Raw genomic sequence first — 23,606 nt, 5'->3', positions numbered from 1 at the left:
GGTAAGATATAGGAATCCACTGTTAATCTAGATAAACGTGCGCCCATATTCTGAAGACTTGCGGAGAAAAATAGTTGAGAGATACATAGACGGGAAGACCTCTCAACGCAAGCTAGCCGAACAGTTTCATGTAGCATACAGCTTTGTACGCAAACTAACGAAGCAATATCGAGAGACCGGGACTATCCGTCCGAAGCAGCGAACAGAACAAACCCCCAGCAAACTCAGTGCTGAGCATCTGGCTGTGTTGAGTGGCTTAGTTGAGACAAATAATGATGCCACCTTGAGCGAACTGTGTGATCTGTTAGACGAAGCAGTTGGGGTTCGAGTCAGCATAACGACAATGTTTCGGATGCTTCAGAAGCTGAACTTGACCCTTTAAAAAAAACACTGCATCCCCCTGAGAAAGAAACTGAGCGAGTTCAACAAAAGCGATTTGAGTTTTGGCAGTTAGTGCGGGGTATTCTAGCCCAAGATCTGATCTTCATTGATGAATTTGGGGTTGATTTAGCCCTCACCCGGTTACATGCTCGTGCCCCTAAAGGTAAAAGAGCACGGGGTAAGCGCCCCAGCAAGCGAGGTAAACGAGTCTCTACAATCAGTGCAATCAGCCTCAAAACCGTTGTCACTAACGTAAGTATCGTCGGTTCAACCGATGGTTTGACCTTTGAAGCCTTCATTGCTCGCCACCTGGTTCCGAAACTTTGGAAAGGAGCTTGTGTGATTATGGATAACTACTCGATACACAACCATGACACGATCAGAAAGCTGATTGAGGACGTGGGTGCTAAGTTGATTTATTTACCTCCCTATTCTCCAGACTTTTCACCGATAGAAAATTGCTTCTCAAAGATTAAAAACTATTTTGCGGACGATTGGGGCACGCAGCTATCCCGATCTCGCTAATGCCATTGAAGACGCTTTTTACTCAAGTATCTTTGGAAAACCTCAAAAACTTGGTTCACTCACTGTTGCTACTACGCCTCACAAGAGTGAAAAATGCTATAGTGGATTGGCATTCCTAGCTCCAGGGCATAGACAAAGGCATCGCCTGTTACTTGCGGATTGCCCATGAGAACAACTTGTTCAAGTGTTTGGGCTGGGATTGCGCGTTTCTGCCAGGAACCATCTTCCTGTTTTAGTGATACTGTGAAAGCTTCGTAGGTTTTGTTTAGTACCGCATCGGGTTGGGTCACATATAGAACGGACATTGCTATACCTCTGTTTCTTGACGGCGTAATTGCTTGACTTCTAAGGGTAAACAGATGCCTTGGAGGCTACACGCCTGGCACTTTTTAGGATGTTCAATAGGTGCAGGCATTACCTGATGGACAGCTTGATGAGCGGCTTGGATCGCCTGTTCAGTAGCAGTTTTTAGTTGAGGGGTAAATTCAACTTTTTGGCGACGACGATTGGCATGGTAGAAAATCTCACCGTAGGCGATCGCCTTGCCAGTTCGTTCTTCCAAACACAGCCCAGCGGCGCAGAGTTGAAAGTGATCGTTAAGGTGGTTGCCCATCCGACCTTTCTTGTACTCAATCGGGATTAACTGTCCGGCTCGTTCTTCTACGGCGTCGATGATGCCAGTCACCTGGTGGCGATCGCTCCACACCCACTGATGGCGATGAATCCGGGTATCACCTTCCTGAATGGTGCCTTCTTCATCAATATTGCGATGTAGATAGCGACCCAGGATGATATGTTCGTTGTCTGCCATTTCTCCCAACACATATTCCAGGTAGAAGCGGCGTGGGCAGTATTCCCAGGCATTCAGGTATGCCAGGGGTAAGTAATTTTCCATGATCATGTCAACTTTTTCTTGGATGTCGTCGTACCATTCCCATTCCCATCGGGGTTTTGCGTCCTATACCTGCAAAAACAGCAAAATCTGCAAGTGTATTAATCTGCTGAATCGTCGATGGATCAATGTCTCCCAAGATTTGAAAGGTGATGTTTCCCACACAGCCAATAAATTTACTGCGATTGTCGATCGCAATTTCAGTCCGAATGTCAAAAAAGCTAGGATAAATCGGTTCGATTAATGTTTTTTGAAAGGAGATTTGGCTGTATTGATTCCATCGTTTGAGTAGGCTTTGAAATACAAGTTCTTTGGTTGGTAAGGCACAGTCATAGTTTGTGACTCGAAAGGTAGTAGGTGTGTAGAATTTCAGATGAATCAGGCGATCGCAGTCTGATGCTTGTTCGTAAAGTTGAGCATAGGTTGAAAAGTTCGCCCAGGGTTGGGTGGCTTGTGGCGTACCCAAAATATTGATTACGTCCAAATCTGCTGCCCCTAGATGCCAGGACTTTTGAGTGTTCAAGTTTAGCCAGAGGTGAGTTAGCCTGCCAAATAATGTTTCATCTAGTAGGGAAATGCGCCACCAGCAAGGCGTTCCAGCAGAAATCGAGCGATCGTGCTGCCATTGAAGTGTGTTTCCTTTGGGGTTGCCAACTTGCAGCGGACTGAGGGTAAACGCTTTCTCTGACTGCTGTTGGTGCAAAGCGTTTGCCAACGCTGGATCAATGGCTTGCACTAGGTCAAGAAATAAGGCGTGAAGATGGCGACCGCTTAGATGTGCTTGCGGAATGGGCGATCGGGGTAGCAGGTTGAGGACAAGGCTATAAGGCATAAAATTTTAGTAAGCTTTAGGTGCAGGAGAATTTACTGATGCAAATCGACAATTATGAAGAGGGGTAAGCGCTCACGGAGAAACTCAAAGCAGCTTTGCCAGTGAAGGTAGTTCCCACCAAACAGCTTGTTCAATTGATCTGGATCATTCCCTTGCACCAGAGATTGAAGCCTATCAGCGTCGGCGTACTCATTGGTTGGCACTCCAAAATAGTCGGGGGTTCGCGGAAGAAATGTTGTAGGGGCGATCGCCCGGAACATCCAAAAAGCCAAAAAGGAAAAGATTTGGTCAGTGATGATGCTCCAAAGCAATCCTGCCTTGGTAAAAGATTTTGCTGAAGGTATAGGACTGTGTGGCATCAAGAATCTTCATTGATGGATCTCTATGGGGGGTGATGATAAATGGGGGTAGCATACATGGGGGATCGGGAGAAGAAAGGGGCGATCGCTTTAATTCAAATCACCTCAATTGCTAAATCGGTACTGCATCTTGGCTGGAATCTTTAAGCCCTGCATCCCCTCCACGGTGTAAAACTCCCCAATCATCCGCACATTACGAATCAAGCTCACAGGTGGCATGTTCACCGTGTCATAGCTCAACACCTGATTGGTGAACATGACATCCAACGGGTTAAGCGGATGGGGATAGGCAAACTCACCCGCTGAATGCAACGTCAGCTTAGGAAGTTCTACAGCCTCCAGCCTTGCTTTACTCGCCCATTTCCCAATTCGTACCCACCTTTGTAGAACTAGAGCTTTCTCCGTAATCAGAAAAAACTCAAATTGGCTCTCTGGGGCAATTTCCTTGGTTCTGCCAAAGCTGGGAATGTTCTTGGAGGTTGGCTCCATTTCAACATGGTAGCGGTTATCCGCATACTTCCAAGTATTGAGAATAGCAGTATGGCTAACCGCTCTGGCTGGAGTCACATAAATCCCCTGTTGATTCAGCGGTGTTAGGTGCTCCTCATACTTGGGTACTTGTTCAGAACAAAAGTAGCGATAGGCATGTTCCTCGGGAACCACCGTGTTGTACTGGGGATTATCGATCAATCCCAGCACATAGGAGAGTGCATAGTTGTGCAACACGGGTTCGGTTTCGTAGAGTCGTCCAATTTCACGAGTAGCAAAGTAGAGGCTGTCGTGTAGTTCTAGGGTGCAATGATAGATCATGGTCATCAGCATTACCTCGCTTGTGCAGCCGCTTTCTTGGGCTTTTCAACATGCTTCGCAAAATAAGCCTTGGCTTCATCATCAGCTAGTCTGAGGATTGCCCTCAACGACTCTTCGCTGCCGGTTTGTGCTTTCACCTCTGCGAGCAGAGGCTTGAATGCTTCACCAATAAAATCGGTATGAACAAGAGATTCGCTTGCCATAAGTCCCTCCACCGCAACCTGAGCAGCCGTCAACACATCATCTTCATTCAGCGGATCAGGAGAATGCAGCGTGCCAGTTGCTTGCATTTGGTCATAAATTGCCTGGGTCCAGCGCAAGTTACTGATAATTTCGCCATCCGCAAACACAATGCCCACCAACTCATTCCGCACTCGACCGGTGCGTGTCGTTTGTGCGCCATAATGACGAGTCCGCAGAATGTTGTTGAAGACATAGAGAAAACTCGCCTCGGTTGGATCTTTCAGAGTGACAATACTGGGGAAAAACACCTGCGGACGAATATGATCTTGTTGGTTGATCCGGCTGGTCACCTCTCCTGGTTTTGAGCCAGCTTCGCCTTTAGATGCCATTGTCCCATTTTCATAGGGGGCATTTAGTGTAAAGGTCTCGTGAGATTCATCGAAGGCGGTGATCGAGAAAGCAGTATCCACCACCACTTTGGATTTCTCGGAGCCAGAGTCGCCGATCGCAAACCCATAGATAATGCAATCAGGATTATTCATCGCAAACTTGACGTTGTATTCACACTCTTCCGCCGTCATCAAGCCATAGTTACGCAGCAGTTCTCGCCCCACCAACCGCTCTGGGGTAGATTGTTTTCGCTTGAACATGGCTAGACGGCTAATGGGTGTTGAATCGGTGACTCCTGCTCTTACTCGCGCTTTGTTGAGTTCCCCATCGGTTTGAAACAAGGGATAGGACTCTGTGACCCGAACAGTGAGGAAATGGACATACTTGCCCATGGGCTTGTAGGGGATTTCAGCGTGGAAGAATTTGGCGTTGACGGTTTTTAGCAATGTCATAGTTTTTCTCCTATTGTTAATATCGTTCTGTGTCTTCACCGAGGTAACCATTCATGTGCCCTATCTAGGGCGCGGGAACCGCGCCCCTACAAACCAATCAAATGATGCAATTGTAGGGGTTGGGTTTCCCTGTAGGGGTTGGGTCTCCCAACCCTTGTAAGGCTAGTCATCTTCGAGTTCGTCTTCAGGGGATTTGCTCTTCACTTTGTCAGGATTATTCTTTCGCCATTCTTGGTTCTCCTTGTCTTGTGCTAAGCGATAGAGAAACTCGCAGGTATCGCGGATGAGATTGAGTTGCCGTCCGGCAAGACGGGCACGATCGCCTGCAAATGCGCCTTCAAACACATCCTTGACAAAATAGTGAGCAAAGCTAAGCACGGCTTGTCGCTCGTCCTCTCGATCGCTGATGATCCATCGTCCGTCTGCGGTGGAGGCATGAACCCGATCCATGAGTTTGAAAATCTCAGCCGCCACTGCCATTACTAATGTTTCACCCTGAAAAACAGTGGATTCAGCTTTGAGAATGGTTTCTGCGGCGAGGTCGATCGGCTTGAGTACCGCGTTGGATTTTGGGTTAAATGACTTTTTTGCCCGATAAAACTGACGATAGAGATCGGTGAGTTTCTGGGGGTGATTGATCGCTGATTCTGGTTCCACAGTTAATGCCTCCAAATTAGGGTCAAACTTGGTATATGGGTCAAAACACGGATAAAAATGATAGGCATAGAGCTTCATTTTGCTGGTGCTAGGAGCGTCTAGTTTCTGATTACGTACCCACCGGCTGAGATAGCTAAAGACATGAAGAGGACTGGTTTCAAAATCCTTAGCTAACTCGGTGAGTTTGCCCCAGTTCGCGTCATAGCCACTTTTCCCCTGCTTAGCGTTCACATCCAGGTGAATGGCATAGGCAGCAGTGAGCACGGTGAGCGGGGCTGCTTGTTTAGTGCCATCGGGATTTTGCCAACCTTCCAGAATGGAGTCCAACCGGAAGCGATCGCGCCCTGTCAACACACGAAACGCTTGCGGGGCACTGTCAAGAAAGACGCTTTCTTCAAACTCTGCCCCATCGTTAAACGGTGGAATCGGCGATTCTGAGACGACGGTTTTGACATCCAGAATCATCGGGAAGGCAAAGGCTAACCAAGCGGGCATCACCCAAGATTCTGTATCTGTGGGGTCTTTCCCTGGCGGCAGTGCCATGAAATAGAAGGTGAGCGGTTGGTCGTCAGGATAGGCAAGCTTGAAGGTGCGATCGCGCTTATACTCTGGGTCAGCTTCATCTAGCTTTTTCTTGCGGTCTAGCCCCTCATCCATTAAGAAGGCATCGACGGTTTGATAGCGCGATCGCTCAAAATTCGCCTCCAAATCCTTTGAGATAAAGTGATTACGAATGCTGGTGTCAAAGCGAGTTTGGGCAATACTGCTATACGCCTTTTGCAGAAACTTGTTGGTTTCAGGGGTGAAATAGTACGTCGGGTAGAAGTAGAGATAGCGATATTTGCCATCTTCAAACCGCTTACCCACCGCCTGGGTTTGGTTCATCAGAATTTGCCTCAGCATCATTTCTAAGCCCGCAATGCTAGAAATATTGCGCTTGGCATTGGAACCTCCCAACATTTGTTTGTTGGTGTAGACCTGGGGGGTAAACAGCACAGCGGATTCCATCTGTTCGGTGACACTGTAAGCAGAATGGGAGATAGAGCAAATCAGTTGCCGTCCCCGACCGGGTTTCTTAGCAGCGGTATAGTGGGCGAGTTCTTTGAGGAAGATATCGGCTTGTTCTTGTTCTTGATCTGGTGGCGGTTGATTGCTACCAGGCAACATGACGACTTGGTTGACCCACTGGCGCAAATCATCCCAGCCATCGGGTAGTTTGTACTGGGCAATGATCGGTTCAATCAAATTAGCGACAACGTTAATGATTGTTTCCCCAGTCTCTCGAATCGTCTCCAGTCCAGGATGGTGGTCAAGATAGGTCGCTGCTAGGAAATACCACTCATAGGGAACACCACCTGTATTTCCCTTTAAGCCCTGCTCTTTCAAGGTTTCGTTAATCCGCTGAATCTCTCGGATTGGGGCAGAGTAGGAGGCTAGTCCCCAAGATTCGGCAATGCGATGGATCAGATCGCTTGGATGCAGGTCGATCGCGGGTAATTCCGGTAATGCCTTGTTTTTCTTGCGGGCTTGGCTGCGTCCTTTGCGGGCTAGCTCAAGATTTTCATAGCGATCGCCCCAAATCTTGCGGCTAATCACATCCCCAAACTCGGCTAGCTGGTCAATGCGAATATCATTCTTCATGTGGAAGTCATAGTCAGCCGATAGAGTTCCTTGCTGCTGAAACCGAAGCAGGTTTTCAGTCCGGCTGGGCGCAACCGAACTTTTGTTAGCAGAAAGTACGCGCAGCGTGGCATCCAGGGCGATCGTCATCAAGCCGCGATCGTCGCAAAACAAGGTGTAATAGTCTGCATATTTCATGCCCTTGCCATCCCGTCCAAACCCGGTTTGGCGCAGGCGCAATTGCTCAAAACAAAGCTGTTTCATTTTGGCGACCACCCGATCGGGTAATCCTGCCGGATTAAGGGGTGGCGCATTGCGATCAGCGAGGTAGATCACCCCTGTTGGCAAATACAGCAAGGGTTCGTAGTGGGTGTAATTCTCCGTATTCAGGCTGGTGTATGCCTCCATCACGGCATTGTTCACCACATTGGTGAGCACCCCTCGGTTTTCGGCAATGCTGTGATAGGTAAGACGCAATTGCCCATCGCTGAGCTTATGCATAATTTCAAACAAGGTATTTTTTTCGACATTTTGTGGATGTTTAATAATGGATGACAATAAATCTGCAAGATAGCTTAAGTCAGCAAGACAGCCAAGAGTTCGATCTGGTAAAACCAGATTGCTCAACCCGAATGTTGAGAAGTTCCAATTAGTATCCCAACGGCGTTGGGCATTATAAATAACAACTAGTAGGTCATCTAAGTACTCTTGATATTTACTTGGTTCACCAGGATTAACCAAGTGATCAATTCCTAGTTCTTTACAGATAGAATCGACTAGTTCTCGGTGCTCTGGAAGAGATAGCTGCCGAATTTTTTCCTCACCTGCTATCTGTATATCTTGATATTTTTGAGGAATTCCACGAAATCGAGCATAATTGAATTTTTCAAAGTCATGCAGAATAAAACCTGCAAGCAGTAAACGTCGTTCACGCTCTCGAACTACTCGTTTTACAGTCGTATTTAGCCTTTCCAATCGTCGTGCAATCGAGTTAGCTGGAAACAGCCCATTCAGCAAATGGGTATTGAGGGATTGATCAGCCGCATTATCTCGCCGAACTTTGGTTTTGCCTTCAGCTTCCCGTTGTTGATCCAGATCATCAAAGAATCTGCCGCCCTTGGCAGTAACGCCGATCGCCACCTGCAACAAATTGGGCAACACATATTCGGCAAAATCTCGCATCACCAGATCAGCCGGATTTTCTGCCTGAATTGCCTCTCGTAGCAATTTTAGGGTGAGCAGTTCTCGTTCAGGAGGGGCGATGGTGCGATCGCTCGTCTCCCCATCAAGCCCATCGTCACCCTCTAGCCAGCTATCATCCGATAAATCACCATCGCTCTCCACTATAGTTTCTTCCACCTTAAAAATAGATAGTTGTGCTTGGTCATGGTTCTGAATCTGCTTCACCATTAGCCTGCTCCAGAGAATTCAAATAATTTTCAAGCTCAGCAAGATACTGTGGGTGATCAATCAACGCATGTCGCAGTGATTCATACACTTTCTCCGGAATGATTTCGTCGTACAAATGAGCCAAGATATTCCGAAACCCACCCAATTTCTCCATGCGTTCTAACGTAAAGGTTTCAGCCTTTTTAGTTAAATGGTTCTTCCTCTGCTGGACGAATTCTGACTCTATTTAACTCAGTAGTAACAATTGCACCTGCCTGTAACTCTTCACCGTAACGTTTAAGCACTGCTAAGCAAATACTTGCTTGCTGTCTGCTACTGAGATTTACCAAACGCACAATGCCGCAATGGGGAAAACCTCGTACAATCGCCAACTCTCCAAAATCCTTATCGAGAGTCACTAGAATACGGCTCTCGCTGTAAGCCATTGCCAGAATCTGCTCATCACCTGGGTCTGCCTCCCAGTCGCCAGCCCAAACCACATCGTATCCAGCAGCAACCAGAGGTGTGCGAGTTCCACCCCACACACAGGTATCTAAGAGCAATTTCACGATTAACGCTCCACCAGCAGAGGCTCAACCCGTTCATGCCCCACTAATCGACGGGCATAGACTAAGCAAGCGAGAATATCTTCCCGTTCTAGCCAGGGATACCCCTCCAGGAGAATCTCGATCGTATCCCCTGCCGCCAGCATCCCCAAGATATGCTCCACCGCAAGGCGACGACCTCGAATGATGGGCTTCCCCCCAAAGATGGTGGGGTTAATCGTGATCCGCTCTAATAAAGTTTGATCATTCATTGATGTACTCATCCTTCAGGCTTTCTTGATTTGAGGAAAGAGAGAAGCTTTGATAAGACTAACTGCTTTAAGGTTTGGTTTTTCCAGTGACTTAACCAGCCTTGCTATTGAAATAGCATTGGGGGTTGAGACTACTTACGCCTGTACTTAATGCCGAAAGCTACTAATGGCTTCCCTCTTTTGAAGGAGATTTGTTTGCTGTAGAAGCAAACAAATCCCAAGGGTGTCCAAGTTCGTTAGAATTTGGGCAAACGATATCGATGTTGAAGTCCAACCCGCTCTGTTTTAACCGGGTAACCTCTATCCCTAGCTTTATCCACAGGATCACCGAACCGCCATCCAACTTTGACAGCTAACTCATTACCCCAGTGCCACTCACCGTCTGAAAGAACTTCGAGTAATAGATCAAGCTTCGTCTTCTTCGTTTTCATACAAATCCTCCAAATAATTGAGTTTGCTGTAAGAACAGTTCGTCAGAACTATATTCACCGTGAACAACACGAAGCTAGCGCAAACGATAGCAGATCGCAAGAGTCTTTAAAGAGTTTCTATAAGATCAGACCTATTTAACCAGTCAAATAGGTCGTAACTTAGCTCAACCCTGGTAAGCTGGAGACAGACGGAGGCTTATGGCAGTTATAGAGTCATAAGCGTGAAATCCCGCTTCGGGACTGAAACAAATACGTCTGAACTTAATGGCGCAAGCTGTTTCATCTCCGTCGCACTAACCTGAATCCCGATCGTCGGGACTGAAACCTCAAAAAATCATTGGGTCACCTCCTTTGGTTTTGAACCGATAGGCCAACGTATCCAGCAGCAGGGCACTTTGCCCAAAAGCGATCGCATAGGGCGCGATCGCATCGTGAACACTGTGCTGATCACTAATCGGATAAATCTGGAAGTGCATTGGCAATTGCAACCGTATTCGCACTTCACTGACCGGACGGCAGAGCAAATAACAGACTAGCCCTTGTTGGCGTAGTCGTTTATTCAGTTCACCCACCCAACGGTTTTCGGGTTGCCAGACTTCCAGTCCTGTCAACACTTGCACCTTCCAGGCATTGGCTGGCTCGGTCAAATCGCCAGGGTAGGTAAATTTCCAGATCGATCGCTCTTCTCGGTAGCTGACCAGCTTCATGAACGCCAGACAATGGGCAAATCGTCCTTTTGGGATGGGCTTTTGGGTGCGAGTAGCGGTTTCTTGCAGCGATCGCAGAAATCCTGCCTCTGTCCAGGGTTCAATCTCCAGGTTGCTCAGAATCCCCGACAAATCGTAGGTCTTGAAGCGATCGGCTTCATTGACCTCCGTCAGGTCATACAACCCACATTGCAAGAGGCTAGAACCCCGAAAGCTGCAAGCATCCTCATAAATCGGATTGCCTTCTTTCTTACCGGAAAGGATCTGCCAGCCCTTTGCCCATCCTTTGACTAACCCAGCGAGTTGGCTAAAGGGGCGATCGAACACTTGCTCACAGTCGTGTTGAAAGCTAGCAAGGCTCCCGGCATACTGCTGCTGAATCGTTTTGTCAGCCAGCTTCCGCCCTAAAAATAGGGATTGAAATGCCCCCCATCGTTTGTAGTAGCCTGCAAAATCATTGATTGTGCGGTACTGTTCCCAAACCGTTTCATTGAGAAATGGGCGATCGTAAACCCCCTCAGTTGCCAACGGTGGAGAATCTCCCGCAAACAACCGTTCCACAAAAAAGTTAGGAACTAAGGCATAGGCAGTAAACCCATTAAAATCAACCCGTTGTCCATCCCGGTTATACCAATCATGTCGCCCTAACCGCCCCAAGCGCTGGATGAAGTTCCCCGCATCCGAGGATTCAAAGATCAGGAAATTAATCTTGAAGTCTACCCCCACATCGATCGTGCTAGTGCCTAACACCAGATCTGCTGCAAGGGACTGCTCCCTGATGGTTTTGCCAGAAAGACCCGTATTTTCGCCAACCGTTAACCCCAAGGATTGTAATAGCTCCTGGAAAAAGGGTGTCAGCCGTTTAACCGCAGCAATGGAATTGAGAATAATCGCGCCTTTGCTGCCGGGATGATTTTGAAATTGTTCTCTGATCAGACTGCAATTCTCTTTCAACCAAGTTTCTGAAGCTTTTGTGCCAGAGGCAAGTGGAACAAACTTGAGTTGAATGGCGCGTGCTACCTGCCGCCAATGAGTTGCCTGAAGCTGTGTTTGCTTGTCTAGACGATCGGGAAACTGGTATTTGCCCTGTTGAACTGGGTTAATCTCTTGACAGCGAAAGCCAGCTATTCTGAGTCGCCGGATTAAGTGCTCATCTGGGGTAGCAGATAGGAACAGAAACTTTTTCCTCCGATTAGTACAGCGAATCAACAGCAGGGTGTTGATCACGCTGGCGATTTGGGGAGCCGCAAACACGTGAAATTCATCAAAAATAAACAGGTCAAAATCTTTGTCAATTCGTCCCCACAACTTATCGGGACTATCTTTTGGGATCAAATAGGCTCCCCGATGGAGATAGTGAAAAATATCTGGGTTTGTCAACAGAACCTCTGATTGACTGCTACGAGTAGAGAGTGCTGCTCCTTTCCTTAACCCCTCACTCTCTGAATAAATCTCTAATTCTGCTCCACTCAGTCTGACAACGCGCAGATCACTCGGTGGTTGAAATTTCGTAATGTACTCTTGAGTTTGAGTTTCTTGATCACGAGCTAGTTCATTGGTGGGGTAAAGTCCGATCGCGCAACACTTTCCCTGTAGCACTTGCAGATACGCAGCTAAGCTTTTACCATCTCCGGTCATAGCAGTGTTGAACACAACATCAATATTTGAATTGTTCAGAGCATTGAACGTTTCTACTTGATGCCAAGATAAAGATGACCACCCTTCAGGTAGATTTATGCCCGCTGGCAACTCGGAAGCTGGACAAGAATAAACAGGTTTAAGCGTGACACGATACTTTGTCATTGACTTCAAAAAATCTCAATTTCAACACTCTTGGATATTTCTGAACTTTCTGCACCATAGGCAATACAAGCCAATACATCTGCACGATCGAGGCTAGGATATGCTTCCAACACCCCCTCGATCGTCTCCCCAGCCGCCAGATAATCCAAAATCAGCGATACCCAGATACGGTGCCCGTGAATACAGGGCTTACCGAAACAAATGTTAGGGTCACTAGAAATACGAAATAGTAGGTCTGAGTTACTCATTTGTTGTCTACACTGCTTAGATCATGACTTGTCTTGCAAAATAGCTGTGATTCTGGCTTTGAGATTAGGTAAATCCCGCTCTACAATTTGCCAAACCATCTGTAAGTTCACCCTGAAATATTCGTGAACCAAAATATTTCTGAATTCCACGATCACAGACCAGGGAACTTCTGAATGCTGTGCAACGAAGGAATCTGACAATTTACTGGCGGCTTCACCTAAAATTTGCAGATGATGAATAATCCAGACTTGCACGAGTTCATCTTGTTTAAATGCGTCTTGTCCTCGCATTGCATATCGTTCAACCTGGGCGATCGCCTCTAAGAGGATGTCTGAAAAGGGTCGAGTTGAGTTCCAAATGCTACTTAGTTCAGTAAGTGGAAAGGCTCAAACACCTATTCCGTCCTAGTAGTCTCTAGGTAACTGAGGTAGCCAAACACGGTTCAGAAGACTTTTAAAACATCCTCTAACATATCCCTTAGTCGTTCGGTATCATTCCTCATAGCGGAACTGCCTCTGCCAACACCCGTTCCCGAATTCGTTCCTTCAGCGATCCTTCAGTTGCCACATCTACCTTTCGTCCCAACAATTTTTCCAGATCCAAGACTAAACTAGCTGGAAACCAAGGACTAATTTGATTTAGAGAGTAATCCACTAGAAAATCAATATCACTCGTTTCATCGGCTTCTCCTCGTGCTACAGAGCCAAACACCCGCACATTAAAGGCTCCATGTTGGGCTGAAATCTTTAAGATTTCATCGCGCTGTTTGATCAAAAGCTCATCTATGCCTAGACTTGTTTGATTCGACATTTTTCCACTTCCATGTCCTGTTGTTTTATTATTAACTCATTACTACGGTTACTATCCGAAAGGCATTCTAGTCAATCATCGGGGCACATTACCATTCACCAGCAGCCGATACTCAAATTGCTGACCCAACCGACGTTTATCGAAGCGATCGCCCCTCTGCTTTGCCACATGGATCGTTGCTGAGAAGCGATGCCCCACTTCCTGCACCAATTCCTCCGTTGAATGCCAACCCCCGTCGGATAGGACATGCAACAGCTTTTCGATCGTTGTCATGACTTCAACCCATACCTGATAAAGAGTTCCCAAAACCATTAGCAAACTAGGAATGAATACTTATCACTCCACGGGAATTGATAAGGCTAAAAATTCCTTTACCTCTCGTCACATCTTGAAATAGTGTCCGTAAAGAGTTGCATAAGTCGATGATGGCACCGAAAATAGGAGATGACAAGATTAAATACAGAGAAAGTGTCCGTATATTTTTATGAGTCGCAAGGGATTTTCGATTACCCTCTCCGTTAAAGAGCAAGACAAAGCTCATCTTGAAGCCCTCGCCCTGGAATTTGGACTCACCTGGGGCGATCGCCCCAATATTTCCAAACTCATCGAGGCGATCGCTCGTCGCCAGTTAGTAATTGCGACCAACCATGATTGGAGCAAGGAACGGATTACGGCACTCAATCGTGCCCGGACTGCGTTGGTGGATGCGGGGCAAATTGAAGTAGCGGTAGCGATCACTCAACTATTGCTGGAACGCAGTGAACTCACCCTTCCCCTCCGCAACGAGCTAGAACAGTTCATTGCCAGACCTGCTTTGCCTTGGCGGGTTGAGGTTGAACGATATATCCTGCGGCAGCAACCGTTTCAGTTGTCCTACCAGGATGCGGCAGAGCGAATCTGGAATTTCACCATTCGCTATGCCGAAATTGTTACTCACGAAGACCGACAGTACCTTGACTGCTGGTGCGATGAAACGATAGGCAACCAGGACTTACCAGAGCTTATGCATAACTGGTGTCTCCGGATCGATCGCATTTCAGATGCTGCTATTGTCCCCATCTCTGCTCAGTGGCGTTCTGGTCTAGACAGAATTTTGGTGGAACTCCATTTGTTGGGAGGGCTGGCCTTTGCTTACCAAAGCAAATCGACCCTGGATCAGGTCAATGAATGGTTAATCGATCCTCCCCAGGTACGGCGAATTGTCCGACAAGTTTCAAATACCTTCTGGTTTACCCGTGAAGTCTTACGCTATGGGAAAGATTGTGAAGTGATGACACCAGAAAACTTACGCCACAGAATCAAGCAGGAAGTGATGGCTCTTTACGATAGATACAACGCTGAGCTGTAATCATATTGAGCAGTTGTCCACAATCACAACCGCGCCCTTCCAGAGTTTAGGAGCTAACTTTTGAGCAATAAAGGCTTCAAAGGTGAGTCCATCGACCGCACCCAGGCTACTCCACTGCATCAGCAATCCGTTCAAACTAATTGCGCCAATGACAGAAACATTTCTTCCTTCGCTGACTTGAGCCGTTATGCTCCCTGCGATTTGCAGACAACGGACGAGGCTGTGCTTAGAGATTGTGGTAGCAATTTATAGACTCTACGGGTTGACATCATCAAAGGGCGATCGCTAGTGGTAGAGATTTGCAGGCACTACGGCAGCAATTCTCATTATGGAAAACTTTTAAGTACAAACGTCCTCATTTGTCCCAACTAACTCGCTGAGACACTAATTCTACCATTCAAGAATTTGAGCCAAACTTGTGTTCAAGCTGTTGACAGTAGTACAAAAACTTCAAAATGAGAATTGCTGAAGTTTGTCCGTGAAAACCAAATTAGGCAACCAATGTGCGATAATTAAAAACTGTGTCTTGTGGGCATATAGCTCAGTTGGTAGAGCAGGTGACTCTTAATCACTCGGTCGTAGGTTCGAGTCCTACTGTGCCCATTTCCTAAAAATCTTGACACTTCTGGGTTTCAAGATTCGCTTCCCCTGATCACTGAGTCGCTGTGCAGCTCCAAAACTTGTATTTTTGACTCTTAACCTTGTATAGCCATCCCCAGGATAAGTTGTTCTACATTAAGAGCTACCCTAGTTTTGTGATCGGGACTTTGCTTTACCCTTGACCGTGCCATGTTCACGACAGGGATGCATTGCTTAAAACGATTCTAGCGACTGCTTTAGGCGAACAGATGGCCTTGCCAGAACGCTAACTGCCTAGCATTGAGGTGGTTTCAGATGATCGTCAGGTTTTCTGCATGAAGCTCAGAATCCTTTTCTAGTAGGGGTTTCAAGGATGACATATAGGGACATGGAATCCCTGTTCCGTAAGTGAGGGCATAGCTCTGACTCAGGAGCCAAAACCACAGCCCTGGGTAGCGCGGCTCTACCCAAGGCTGTATCTGTCCTATCCAGCGAGGTAGCCACTGACTACAGACCCCCCCCAGAAACGCTAAGAGAGTGAAGTTCAGGTAGCTTCCCAGCCATCGCCACAGATCAGATGGCCCTGCCAATTGCCAGATCCACCACAGCAGAGCCGGGTTGTGCCAGGCAGCTTTCAAGGCCATCCGGTTAAAGGTCAGCCAATCAGTACGGTCTTTAATAAAAGATTCAGCAACCGTTGGAGATTCCGATGCCAAAATGCCAAAAAAGGTATTGAGCATGGCATTGATCCGTTGGGGGGGAATAAACTGCCCGGTGGGTACCATCATGCCTTTCGAGAACAGCCAGGTGACTGCCACATTACTCTGGTAGGCACGTATCTGATTGAGATGAGATTTATCCAGCAAGTCATGGCGTAACGCTGTGTCAAGGAGATGGGTTAATCGCCCCAGATTTCGCACCAATGACCCAAAACCAGTAAACACGAGGGGGGACTGGAGGGATGCCGCATCTCCAATGGCAATTAAGCGATCGAATGCAACCTGGCGATCGCGACTGTTATGACTGAAATGTCCAGGAATGTATCCAAAGGTGGGTTTCTTCCAGACCAAATCTTCGGCATTGCAGCGGCGATACTCCGGCAAAATCGTGAAAAAGTCCTCATACATTTCCAGGAGGGAACCCGGATTCTCGGGATGCACCTGATGGTAATGGAACAGGTAAATCGTCAGTTCAGTGTCTTCCCCCGGAAATAATTCCCAAATCAACTGACGACCTCGGGAAATATCCCCATGGCTGTTGAGAACATCGCCGTAGCGTCGATCCCAGACCCCTGGCTCAAATCCGTCAGCAATCACGGCTCCTACGGTGGGGCAAACACTATCGAAGGTACGACCACCGTTCAGTTGCCAGGCGATCGCCGAGGCAGTTCCCATGGCATCCACCACAAGCCTTGCCGTCGCCTGTCGTGGTGCTTGGCTCGGAAGAAATTGGGCAAAAACCGTGGCCCGATCGCTGCCAATTTCCACGCGGGTAAACTCGGTTTGATCCCAGATTTGTCCCCCCGCCTCCCGTAATTTTTCACCACAGAGGCGCAGGAGTTTTTCCGCATTTAAGGCAATGTTCAAAACCGTGGGCGTATGAAGGACGGGAGCCTTCGCCTGGGGTGGATTATTGGCATCAAAAAACTTGTGAAACCCATCCAGGTACTCGTGGGCAATCACCCCCTCAAATTCTGCTGGGGTCAACAAGCCCAGATCAATCAGATTTTGAAATTCTTGGCGAGAAATATTCCACTCCCGGTTCATGCGACCAAAGGGAAGGCGTTCCACCAAGAGTACCCGGTATCCTAAACGTGCCATGACTGCCGCATGGAGCACCCCGAGGGCGCCACCAATATAAATTAAGTCGTAATCTGGAGCCTGCAAACTCGTGGTGGACTCTCCAGCAGAAAACACGACCTGCTTAGGTTGTTGAGGATGGCGTACCCCTTCTCGCCAGCGTTGCTCCCACCAATAGACTCGGTTCAAGTCATACTCGCCGTTAGGCATTTTCTGGAAGTAGCGCACTGTTTGGGGATAGTGAGGAGCCAGTGCCTCAAAGATCGATTGTTGCGATAGATCAACCTCCGGTGGTGCAGGATATTGCTGGGGGAAGTGAGCCTGGATCTGGGTGGTTAACCGTCCTATTATTAAGGACTCCTCCGGAAACGGCCTCTTGGTCCAGCGGAACACCTTGAGGTAGGTGGTACGCTGCACCGACCAGATAAACAGCACCAATGCCGCTGGCAAGGAAGCCGCCGTTTCTGAAATTCTAGGATTGTCCGTTGTAGAAGGTGTAGATTCTCCAGTGAGTCCTAGCCGAATTCCCGTTGGCGTGACTGTCTTGTGCCCCCAACCCGGATCAAATTCCTGCTGTAACCAAACTTTTACCCGGTGGGTATCTGGAGTCGGGACTTCTGCGTAATAAATTTCTCTCATCGGGGTGATGGTTGCTCCAGCAAAATACTTAAAAACACAGGGCGCAAATGGTGTGAAGTGAGCTACATTAACAAAAGTGGCTATATTTAAGAAAAGTTTACATCACTCTCATTTTCATTCTCAACAGCTCAATCTTTTTGAACTCTATGTTTGTCCGCTATGCATTATCCTATTCCAGCTAGCCCTCAAGAAATCCTTACCTTGGGGCAGAAATCCGTTGATGAAGAACTGATTGCGGCGGCCATTGTCGGCGTGATCCAAATTGCTCGCTCCCAAGGTCAGTCTCTGGAAGATTTGACCACAGAAGTGCTGAAGGATGATAGCCTTCTGGATGCAGCCCAGCGCCGCTGGTTAAGCAGTGTCGTCACTCAAGCCTGGGAATCCCTGCCCTGAGCGCTGCTGATGCGGTTGAAGTAAGATCAATTTTGCAACGATTTCATCAGAGTGGATAGCCTGCATGATTGATGAGTGGCCGCAAAGGTGGAGCAACCGTGGCCTTCGTCCCTTAAAGCTTGGGACTTCACGTCCTGTCGGGTGCACCGTTGCAACCCGAGCTATCGGATTGATCGAGCCTCTGAATTCATCGCTTTTCTAGATGTCAACGTTCTCAAGACTGAAGATTCACAGGTCGTTCACTGCCTTGGACTGTCCTTAAACATCCTATTCTTCAAATCCGTCAGCATCGGGTATAGAGAATCCAACTACGATCGCTTCGCCACCTAAATGGTCTTAAAAGCATAACCAGTGATGGGGAGTTGTTGCCAGGAAAATTTATGGTGGCTTTTCCTCAGACACCTTTATTTGCTTGGGGTACTGTCAACTTTGTTTCATACCATACATGTGTGCTCTCAAAAGCAAGCTCTGGAGTTTGGTGGGAGCAAGGGTCTCTGGTCTCTACCGACTGGAAATGGAAACACTCGGCTGCTGGGCATACATGGCGCGCAGGACTAATGCCGGATCAACCCATTGCCCTGCATACTTCAGACCCCAGTGCAGGTGAGGCCCCGTAGTTCGGCCACTCATCCCCACACGACCAATGCGCGCACCAGCGGGCACCTGCTGACCTTCTGCGACCATAATTCCGCCCTCACGGTCAATCATGTAACGATTCCCGTTAGCAGTTTCAACGTGACCTTCCATGTGGCAGTAAATATGTGTCCATTCACCCGACTGCACCACAACTGAAGTACCGCAGTTAGAGTCATCGGAGACTTCGATCACTTTGCCCGTCCACCAGTTGCGCACATAACTACCCCGAGGGGCTGCCATATCCAGACCCCGATGAAATTCAGAACCGCTACCGCCAGTCGCCGATCCCCGATAACCATAGGGTGATGTATAAGCCTGGAAATTCTCAACGGGGAAGGAGGCATACTGCCAGGTCGTGCCTAGGTTGGCATTGACTTCTCGGGCTGCGACTTGTGCCTCTAAGGCTGCCGGCGCGATTAACCCCAAAATACTAATCCCAACCACTAATAGTGCTTTCTTAGAAAAGGCAAACCGATTACCCACCAGTGGGGACACTGACTCTCTGCGCATTGGTTTTCACTCCTCACCCAATCAATGAACCAGAGACTTACCGCGAATCCCAGCCAACTTTGCTGAGGTGCTCTAGCTGGCACCACTTCCTGAACGACCCGTCTAAGACATCCTTCCCATCAATGAAAGATATCCAGTCGAAGGTCGCTGGAAAGCCACTCTTCGAGTATCTTACGGCAGACTGGGTATCTGTCAAGTTTGTTGCCGCACACTTCTGCAATTCCGACCTAATTACCCCAGCGGTTTTTGTTAAGATACTGTTAATTTTATCAATGCTTTCCACCCTCCAGGGAGGCTTTAAACCTCATATGAACCCAGCTTGCTGACCTGTTATCCCCCGTTCTCCCCATGGTGATTGAAATTTTTCCGTTTAGCCTGGATATCAATACAACCGCGATCGCGGGAGCTAGTCTCTGGTCGCTGGCTTTATATGTGGGGTTCTCACCCATTGGTCAATGGGTGACCGAACGGTTAGATCGGTGGTTTAATTTTGCGGAGCGCTCCCTTTATACCTCTGCCGAGGAATTTGAGAAAACGCGGCGGGGGCGGGAGTCTCAAAATGCATTCTCTGCCTCTGTGCTCAGTATCGTGCCGTTTTTTGCTGGTAGGGAGTCTGTGTCACTATGGGGTCGCTCTCAGTCTCGGCAGCAGTTGGGCGGTGAGTTTAGGACTGTTAGCTTGCATGAGCTGTGGCATCTATGAGCTGGGTCGCCGGGATGGGCAGACGAGAGATTAGCTGAGGGGTTTCATCAACTGACGATCCCGGTGGGCATCCGCCACCCGTTTGGTAGCCAGAGCCTGCATGACATCGGCAGGCAGAGCAGCAAAGGCAGCATTTTTACGCAGGGGAGTGCGGTCGGGAGATAATTCCTGGGCGATGACATCGGCAATGTAGAGGATGCGATCGCCCAGATCAACCTGATGTCCAATGTGACACAGTGCCCAGCCACAGGTTCCCGGCAGAATCGGAATTCCAGTATCGGTTAACTGGGGGGTGATCCCAGCAAATTTGTTGATCTCGCGACTGGACTGGAGTCCAAAGTGCGGTAACCACTGATGTTGCCCCTCGGCTAGTAGGTTGACGACAAAACAGCGGCTCTGGTGAATCAGTTCACAAGTGGCATTCAAGGGCGATAGGGAAGCAGTGACTCGCATCTGGTCGGTCACCAGGGTTGTTAGCATTACCCAAGTGGCGACCTGTCCACTCATGTGTCCATTGTGAGCAGCCGTAATCACATAGATCTCGTGATCGGTCAAATTAAAAAATTGAACTGGGAATAATGTCACTCATGGATGGTGGTGCAAGGAAGGGGGTTAGGTTGCCAACGGGGGAGCAAAGGAGATCAGGGCACGGTGGAAACTATAGATAATTTGAGTTTGTAACTGCTCACACACCCCGGTGGGGCGATCCGTTGCCAAGGAGAAAACCTGGCGATCTAGCTTTACCTGTAAACCCGTGAGGGGGTCAGAGCCAGGGGAAATTAAAAATTCCAGGCATTGCAGTTGCGGCCAGGTGACGAGGTGATCCAAAATTTTGGCGATCGCCTGGACGTAGGGATGTCCTGGTTGCTGATACCAGTGAGGGGCAGCCAGATGGGCCTGATCAAAGCCGAGATGAAAGGTCAGGGAAGCACTACCGAACAAGGCAATGGCCACGGGGCGGGCCTCCTCTTGTAAGCGGAGGTCATGGATACTGGCCAGATGGCGCAACTTCTCTAAGACTTCGTAGCGGTCTTGCACCGATTGCGGTTCATTTTGCCACTGAATTGCCACCGTCACCAGATAGGTCTGTAATAGCAAATGTCCCAGCTTCTGGGCCTTGGTGGCCAGGTATTCAGAATTATAGGTGGTGGCCTCAATCAACAGGGGTACGCGATCGACAACCTCTAAGTCATAGCCTTTCAGTCCGGCAATCTTGCGGGGATTATTGGTGATCAGGCGAATTTGCTTCACACCCAAATCACTGAGGATCTGGGCACCCACCCCATAGTTCCGCAAATCCGCTGGAAATCCCAGCCGTTCATTGGCTTCCACAGTATCCAACCCCATATCCTGCAAGGAGTAAGCTTTGAGCTTATTGACCAACCCAATCCCCCGACCTTCCTGGCGCAGGTAGACAACCACCCCGCACCCCGCATTCTCAATCATTTTCAGCGCCGCTTGCAGCTGCATCCGACAGTCGCAACGAAGGGAACCCAGGGCATCCCCCGTCAAACATTCGGAATGCATCCGCACCATGACGGGTTGATCGTGAAACTGAGCTGGCGCTCCCTTGACGATCGCCACATGCTCAGAGGCATCCAGGAGGTTGCGATAGGCATAAATCTGAAAGTGCCCAAACTCGGTTGGCAAGTCTGCAATGGTTTCCCGCTGCACAAATCGTTCATGTTGAAGACGATAGCTGATCAGGTCGGCAATACTGATGATCTTTAAGTTGCGATCGCAGGCATACTCCACTAGCTCAGGCAGGCGAGCCATGGAGCCATCGGGATTTTGAATCTCACAGATAACGCCAGCCGGGTAGAGTCCGGCCATCTGGGCGAGATCCACCGCTGCCTCCGTATGACCAGCCCGTTTCAGCACCCCTCCTTCCCTAGCTCGAATCGGGAAAATATGCCCTGGTCGGCGTAAGTCCAGGGGTCGGGTTCGGGGATGCAGCGCCACTTGAATGGTTCTCGCCCGGTCTTCTGCTGAGATCCCAGTGGTTACCCCCAATTCAGGCCCAGCATCAATACTGACGGTAAAGGCGGTTTGATTACTGTCGGTGTTGTTGCTTACCATTAAGGGCAAATCCAGTTCATCCAAACGATCGCCCCTCAAGGCCAAACAAATCAACCCACGGGCCTGAACCGCCATGAAGTTAATCAGATCGGGGGTGGCAAACTGAGCTGCACAGATCAGGTCGCCCTCATTCTCCCGGTTCTCATCGTCTACGACCACAATGGGATGACCGGCTTTGATGGCAGTTAGGGCATCCTCAATGTCATCAAACTTAAACAGGGAGTTGGGGAAGGAGGGAGACAATTTCACAGGTTAGCAAACCGACACCATAAACGTTTTTAATGCCTTGCTGATCTGATTCTAGCCCGTTGCCTGGATTCTCATCCCAGCATCACCTGGTTCACCCTGGGACACCGAACAGATCTTCCTTGGAAAAAAAAGCCGCAAGATTCAGATTCTAGGAACTTGATCCCGCAGACTTTAGTACTAGAATGCAGCAAATGCCAGAATTGACTGTTAGCGAAACGCTTCGGCATGGTTCTATCTCGGATGGAATGGGCGGCAAATCGCCTGCATATTTTCTAGCAATTCAGGGAAACAAGGTTGGTCAGCATGGGTGAGTCAGCACGGGTACCAGTGGGAATTGTCGGTGCATCGGGATATGGCGGAGTGCAGTTGGTGCGACTCTTGTTAGAACACCCGGCAGCAGAATTGGTCTATTTAGGGGGCGATAGCAGTGCTGGACAGCTTTTTTCAGATCTCTATCCCCACTTGGGTCACCGCCTCAATTTGGTGATTGAGTCCATTGATCTCGATCAGATTGCCCAGCGCTGTCAAGTGGTGTTTCTCTCCTTACCCAATGGGCTGGCTCACCGGATGGCTCCTGAACTTCTGGCTAAGGGCTGCAAGGTTTTGGATTTATCTGCTGACTATCGCTTCTCAAGCCTGGAAACCTATACCGCTTGGTACGGTGGAGAGCGAGCAGATCAGGCGGTGGCTGAATCTGCGGTCTATGGGTTACCCGAACTCTATCGGGAGCGCATTGCCGACACTCAACTCGTGGGGTGTCCGGGTTGCTACCCCACGGCCAGTCTGTTGGCGATCGCCCCCCTGCTAAAGCAGGGCTTGATTGCGTCTGAAAGTATTATTATTGACGCTAAATCCGGTGCTTCGGGGGGTGGTCGTCAGGCCAAAACTCAGCTACTCCTGGCAGAGGCTGATAATTCTCTGGGAGCCTATGGGGTTGCCCGCCATCGTCATACCCCCGAAATCGAACAGATTTGTAGTGATCTTGCGGGACATGATGTGTTGGTACAGTTCACACCACACTTAATTCCAATGGTGCGGGGCATTTTGGCAACCGTGTATGCCACGCTGCGCGATCCAGGACTGACCCGTGAAGATCTGTTTACTATTTATAGTGCTTTCTATCGGACAGCTGGTTGGGTAAAGATCCTCCCAGGGGGTATCTATCCTCAAACCAAATGGGCCGCTGGCACCAACCTATGCTACATCAGTGTTGAAGTTGATCCTCGTACAGGACGGGTGATCGTCCTGTCTGCCATTGACAACTTAATGAAAGGTCAGGCAAGTCAAGCCATTCAGTGCTTAAATATTCTGATGAATTGGGAAGAAAAATTAGGGCTACCCAATCTCTGCTTTTATCCCTAACCC

General features: G+C 48.7%; 21 protein-coding genes, 1 tRNA gene and 3 pseudogenes. 6 read left to right on the top strand and 19 right to left on the bottom strand.

The genetic code is table 11. The features are described from left to right. Window positions 1-37: 37 nt before the first annotated feature. Window positions 38-996, top strand: a pseudogene (locus DO97_RS22770) (IS630 family transposase). Window positions 997-1,004: 8 nt separating this feature from the next. Here DO97_RS22770 and DO97_RS00690 read toward each other — a convergent pair. The 15 genes and pseudogenes from DO97_RS00690 to DO97_RS00615 form a co-directional block, all read right to left on the bottom strand. Beyond that, window positions 1,005-1,211 (bottom strand): annotated as a pseudogene (locus DO97_RS00690) (CRISPR-associated endonuclease Cas1); the annotation flags it as partial. 2 nt (window positions 1,212-1,213) lie between these two features. After that, window positions 1,214-1,801, bottom strand: coding sequence for a CRISPR-associated protein Cas4 (gene cas4, locus DO97_RS00685; RefSeq protein ID WP_204368408.1), 588 nt, complete (start codon window positions 1,799-1,801; stop codon window positions 1,214-1,216). A gap of 7 nt (window positions 1,802-1,808) precedes the next feature. Further along, complete coding sequence (gene cas6 / locus DO97_RS00680; RefSeq protein ID WP_036530294.1) at window positions 1,809-2,630, bottom strand: CRISPR-associated endoribonuclease Cas6; 822 nt, start codon at window positions 2,628-2,630, stop codon at window positions 1,809-1,811. 32 nt (window positions 2,631-2,662) lie between these two features. Continuing rightward, window positions 2,663-2,902, bottom strand: a complete 240-nt coding sequence (locus DO97_RS24740; RefSeq protein WP_204368407.1) for a hypothetical protein — start codon at window positions 2,900-2,902, stop codon at window positions 2,663-2,665. A 192-nt stretch (window positions 2,903-3,094) separates the two neighbouring features. After that, entirely contained in the window at window positions 3,095-3,805 is a 711-nt protein-coding gene (gene cas5d / locus DO97_RS00670; RefSeq protein WP_036530378.1) for a type I-D CRISPR-associated protein Cas5/Csc1, read from the bottom strand. Between the two features lie 5 nt (window positions 3,806-3,810). Continuing rightward, complete coding sequence (gene cas7d / locus DO97_RS00665; RefSeq protein WP_036530289.1) at window positions 3,811-4,824, bottom strand: type I-D CRISPR-associated protein Cas7/Csc2; 1,014 nt, start codon at window positions 4,822-4,824, stop codon at window positions 3,811-3,813. A 162-nt stretch (window positions 4,825-4,986) separates the two neighbouring features. Beyond that, window positions 4,987-8,511 (bottom strand): type I-D CRISPR-associated protein Cas10d/Csc3, encoded by a 3,525-nt coding sequence (gene cas10d, locus DO97_RS00660; RefSeq protein ID WP_052128200.1) that lies wholly within the window; start codon window positions 8,509-8,511, stop codon window positions 4,987-4,989. Beyond that, window positions 8,486-8,665, bottom strand: a complete 180-nt coding sequence (locus DO97_RS29965; protein ID WP_036530286.1) for a HepT-like ribonuclease domain-containing protein — start codon at window positions 8,663-8,665, stop codon at window positions 8,486-8,488. The genes cas10d and DO97_RS29965 overlap by 26 nt, the downstream gene beginning before the upstream one ends. A 28-nt stretch (window positions 8,666-8,693) precedes the next feature. Then, window positions 8,694-9,059 (bottom strand): DUF5615 family PIN-like protein, encoded by a 366-nt coding sequence (locus tag DO97_RS00650; RefSeq protein WP_052128199.1) that lies wholly within the window; start codon window positions 9,057-9,059, stop codon window positions 8,694-8,696. Between the two features lie 2 nt (window positions 9,060-9,061). Continuing rightward, entirely contained in the window at window positions 9,062-9,307 is a 246-nt protein-coding gene (locus DO97_RS00645) for a DUF433 domain-containing protein (protein ID WP_036530284.1), read from the bottom strand. A 757-nt stretch (window positions 9,308-10,064) separates the two neighbouring features. Next, the gene (gene cas3, locus DO97_RS00635) at window positions 10,065-12,248 is read right to left on the bottom strand and encodes a type I-D CRISPR-associated helicase Cas3' (protein ID WP_036530279.1); all 2,184 of its coding nucleotides are present in this window, start codon (window positions 12,246-12,248) and stop codon (window positions 10,065-10,067) included. A 5-nt stretch (window positions 12,249-12,253) separates the two neighbouring features. Continuing rightward, window positions 12,254-12,496 carry a DUF433 domain-containing protein gene (locus DO97_RS00630; protein ID WP_036530277.1) on the bottom strand — a complete coding sequence of 81 codons (243 nt, stop codon included), beginning with the start codon at window positions 12,494-12,496 and terminating at the stop codon, window positions 12,254-12,256. Window positions 12,497-12,517: 21 nt separating this feature from the next. Continuing rightward, window positions 12,518-12,856 carry a HepT-like ribonuclease domain-containing protein gene (locus DO97_RS00625; protein ID WP_036530276.1) on the bottom strand — a complete coding sequence of 113 codons (339 nt, stop codon included), beginning with the start codon at window positions 12,854-12,856 and terminating at the stop codon, window positions 12,518-12,520. A gap of 139 nt (window positions 12,857-12,995) precedes the next feature. Continuing rightward, window positions 12,996-13,307 carry a nucleotidyltransferase family protein gene (locus DO97_RS00620; protein ID WP_036530274.1) on the bottom strand — a complete coding sequence of 104 codons (312 nt, stop codon included), beginning with the start codon at window positions 13,305-13,307 and terminating at the stop codon, window positions 12,996-12,998. Between the two features lie 75 nt (window positions 13,308-13,382). Continuing rightward, window positions 13,383-13,580 (bottom strand): hypothetical protein, encoded by a 198-nt coding sequence (locus DO97_RS00615; protein ID WP_036530372.1) that lies wholly within the window; start codon window positions 13,578-13,580, stop codon window positions 13,383-13,385. Between the two features lie 211 nt (window positions 13,581-13,791). On the opposite strand from DO97_RS00615, the gene DO97_RS00610 reads away from it, so the two are divergent. After that, window positions 13,792-14,655 carry a WYL domain-containing protein gene (locus tag DO97_RS00610; protein ID WP_036530272.1) on the top strand — a complete coding sequence of 288 codons (864 nt, stop codon included), beginning with the start codon at window positions 13,792-13,794 and terminating at the stop codon, window positions 14,653-14,655. A 530-nt stretch (window positions 14,656-15,185) separates the two neighbouring features. Beyond that, a tRNA-Lys gene (locus DO97_RS00600) sits at window positions 15,186-15,258 on the top strand. 287 nt (window positions 15,259-15,545) lie between these two features. Here the strand turns inward: DO97_RS00600 and DO97_RS00595 are convergent. After that, entirely contained in the window at window positions 15,546-17,672 is a 2,127-nt protein-coding gene (locus DO97_RS00595; protein ID WP_081980568.1) for an NAD(P)/FAD-dependent oxidoreductase, read from the bottom strand. 159 nt (window positions 17,673-17,831) lie between these two features. On the opposite strand from DO97_RS00595, the gene DO97_RS00590 reads away from it, so the two are divergent. Next, a complete protein-coding gene (locus tag DO97_RS00590) occupies window positions 17,832-18,065 on the top strand; it encodes a hypothetical protein (protein ID WP_036530269.1) in 234 nt (77 codons plus the stop codon). A 501-nt stretch (window positions 18,066-18,566) separates the two neighbouring features. Here DO97_RS00590 and DO97_RS00585 read toward each other — a convergent pair. Continuing rightward, window positions 18,567-19,211: a M23 family metallopeptidase gene (locus DO97_RS00585; RefSeq protein WP_036530266.1), complete on the bottom strand. Its 645-nt coding sequence runs from the start codon at window positions 19,209-19,211 to the stop codon at window positions 18,567-18,569. A gap of 348 nt (window positions 19,212-19,559) precedes the next feature. On the opposite strand from DO97_RS00585, the pseudogene DO97_RS00575 reads away from it, so the two are divergent. After that, window positions 19,560-19,947 (top strand): annotated as a pseudogene (locus DO97_RS00575) (hypothetical protein). On the opposite strand, the gene DO97_RS00570 reads toward DO97_RS00575, so the two are convergent. Together DO97_RS00570 and ribBA are read right to left on the bottom strand one after the other, a co-directional pair. Then, the gene (locus DO97_RS00570) at window positions 19,944-20,498 is read right to left on the bottom strand and encodes a flavin reductase family protein (protein ID WP_036530261.1); all 555 of its coding nucleotides are present in this window, start codon (window positions 20,496-20,498) and stop codon (window positions 19,944-19,946) included. The pseudogene DO97_RS00575 and the gene DO97_RS00570 sit on opposite strands and share 4 nt — an antisense overlap. Before the next feature lie 27 nt (window positions 20,499-20,525). Then, window positions 20,526-22,235, bottom strand: coding sequence for a bifunctional 3,4-dihydroxy-2-butanone-4-phosphate synthase/GTP cyclohydrolase II (gene ribBA / locus DO97_RS00565; RefSeq protein ID WP_052128202.1), 1,710 nt, complete (start codon window positions 22,233-22,235; stop codon window positions 20,526-20,528). A gap of 309 nt (window positions 22,236-22,544) precedes the next feature. Here ribBA and argC point away from each other — a divergent pair, with 309 nt between their 5' ends. Next, on the top strand, window positions 22,545-23,603 hold the full coding sequence (gene argC / locus DO97_RS00560) for an N-acetyl-gamma-glutamyl-phosphate reductase (RefSeq protein ID WP_036530259.1): 1,059 nt from the start codon (window positions 22,545-22,547) through the stop codon (window positions 23,601-23,603). Window positions 23,604-23,606: the final 3 nt, after the last annotated feature.

This window comes from Neosynechococcus sphagnicola sy1 (assembly GCF_000775285.1).
GTDB classification, from domain to species: domain Bacteria; phylum Cyanobacteriota; class Cyanobacteriia; order Neosynechococcales; family Neosynechococcaceae; genus Neosynechococcus; species Neosynechococcus sphagnicola.
The sequence above is the reverse complement of the archived record's forward strand: the minus strand, read 5'-3'. Positions and strand labels throughout refer to the sequence as shown.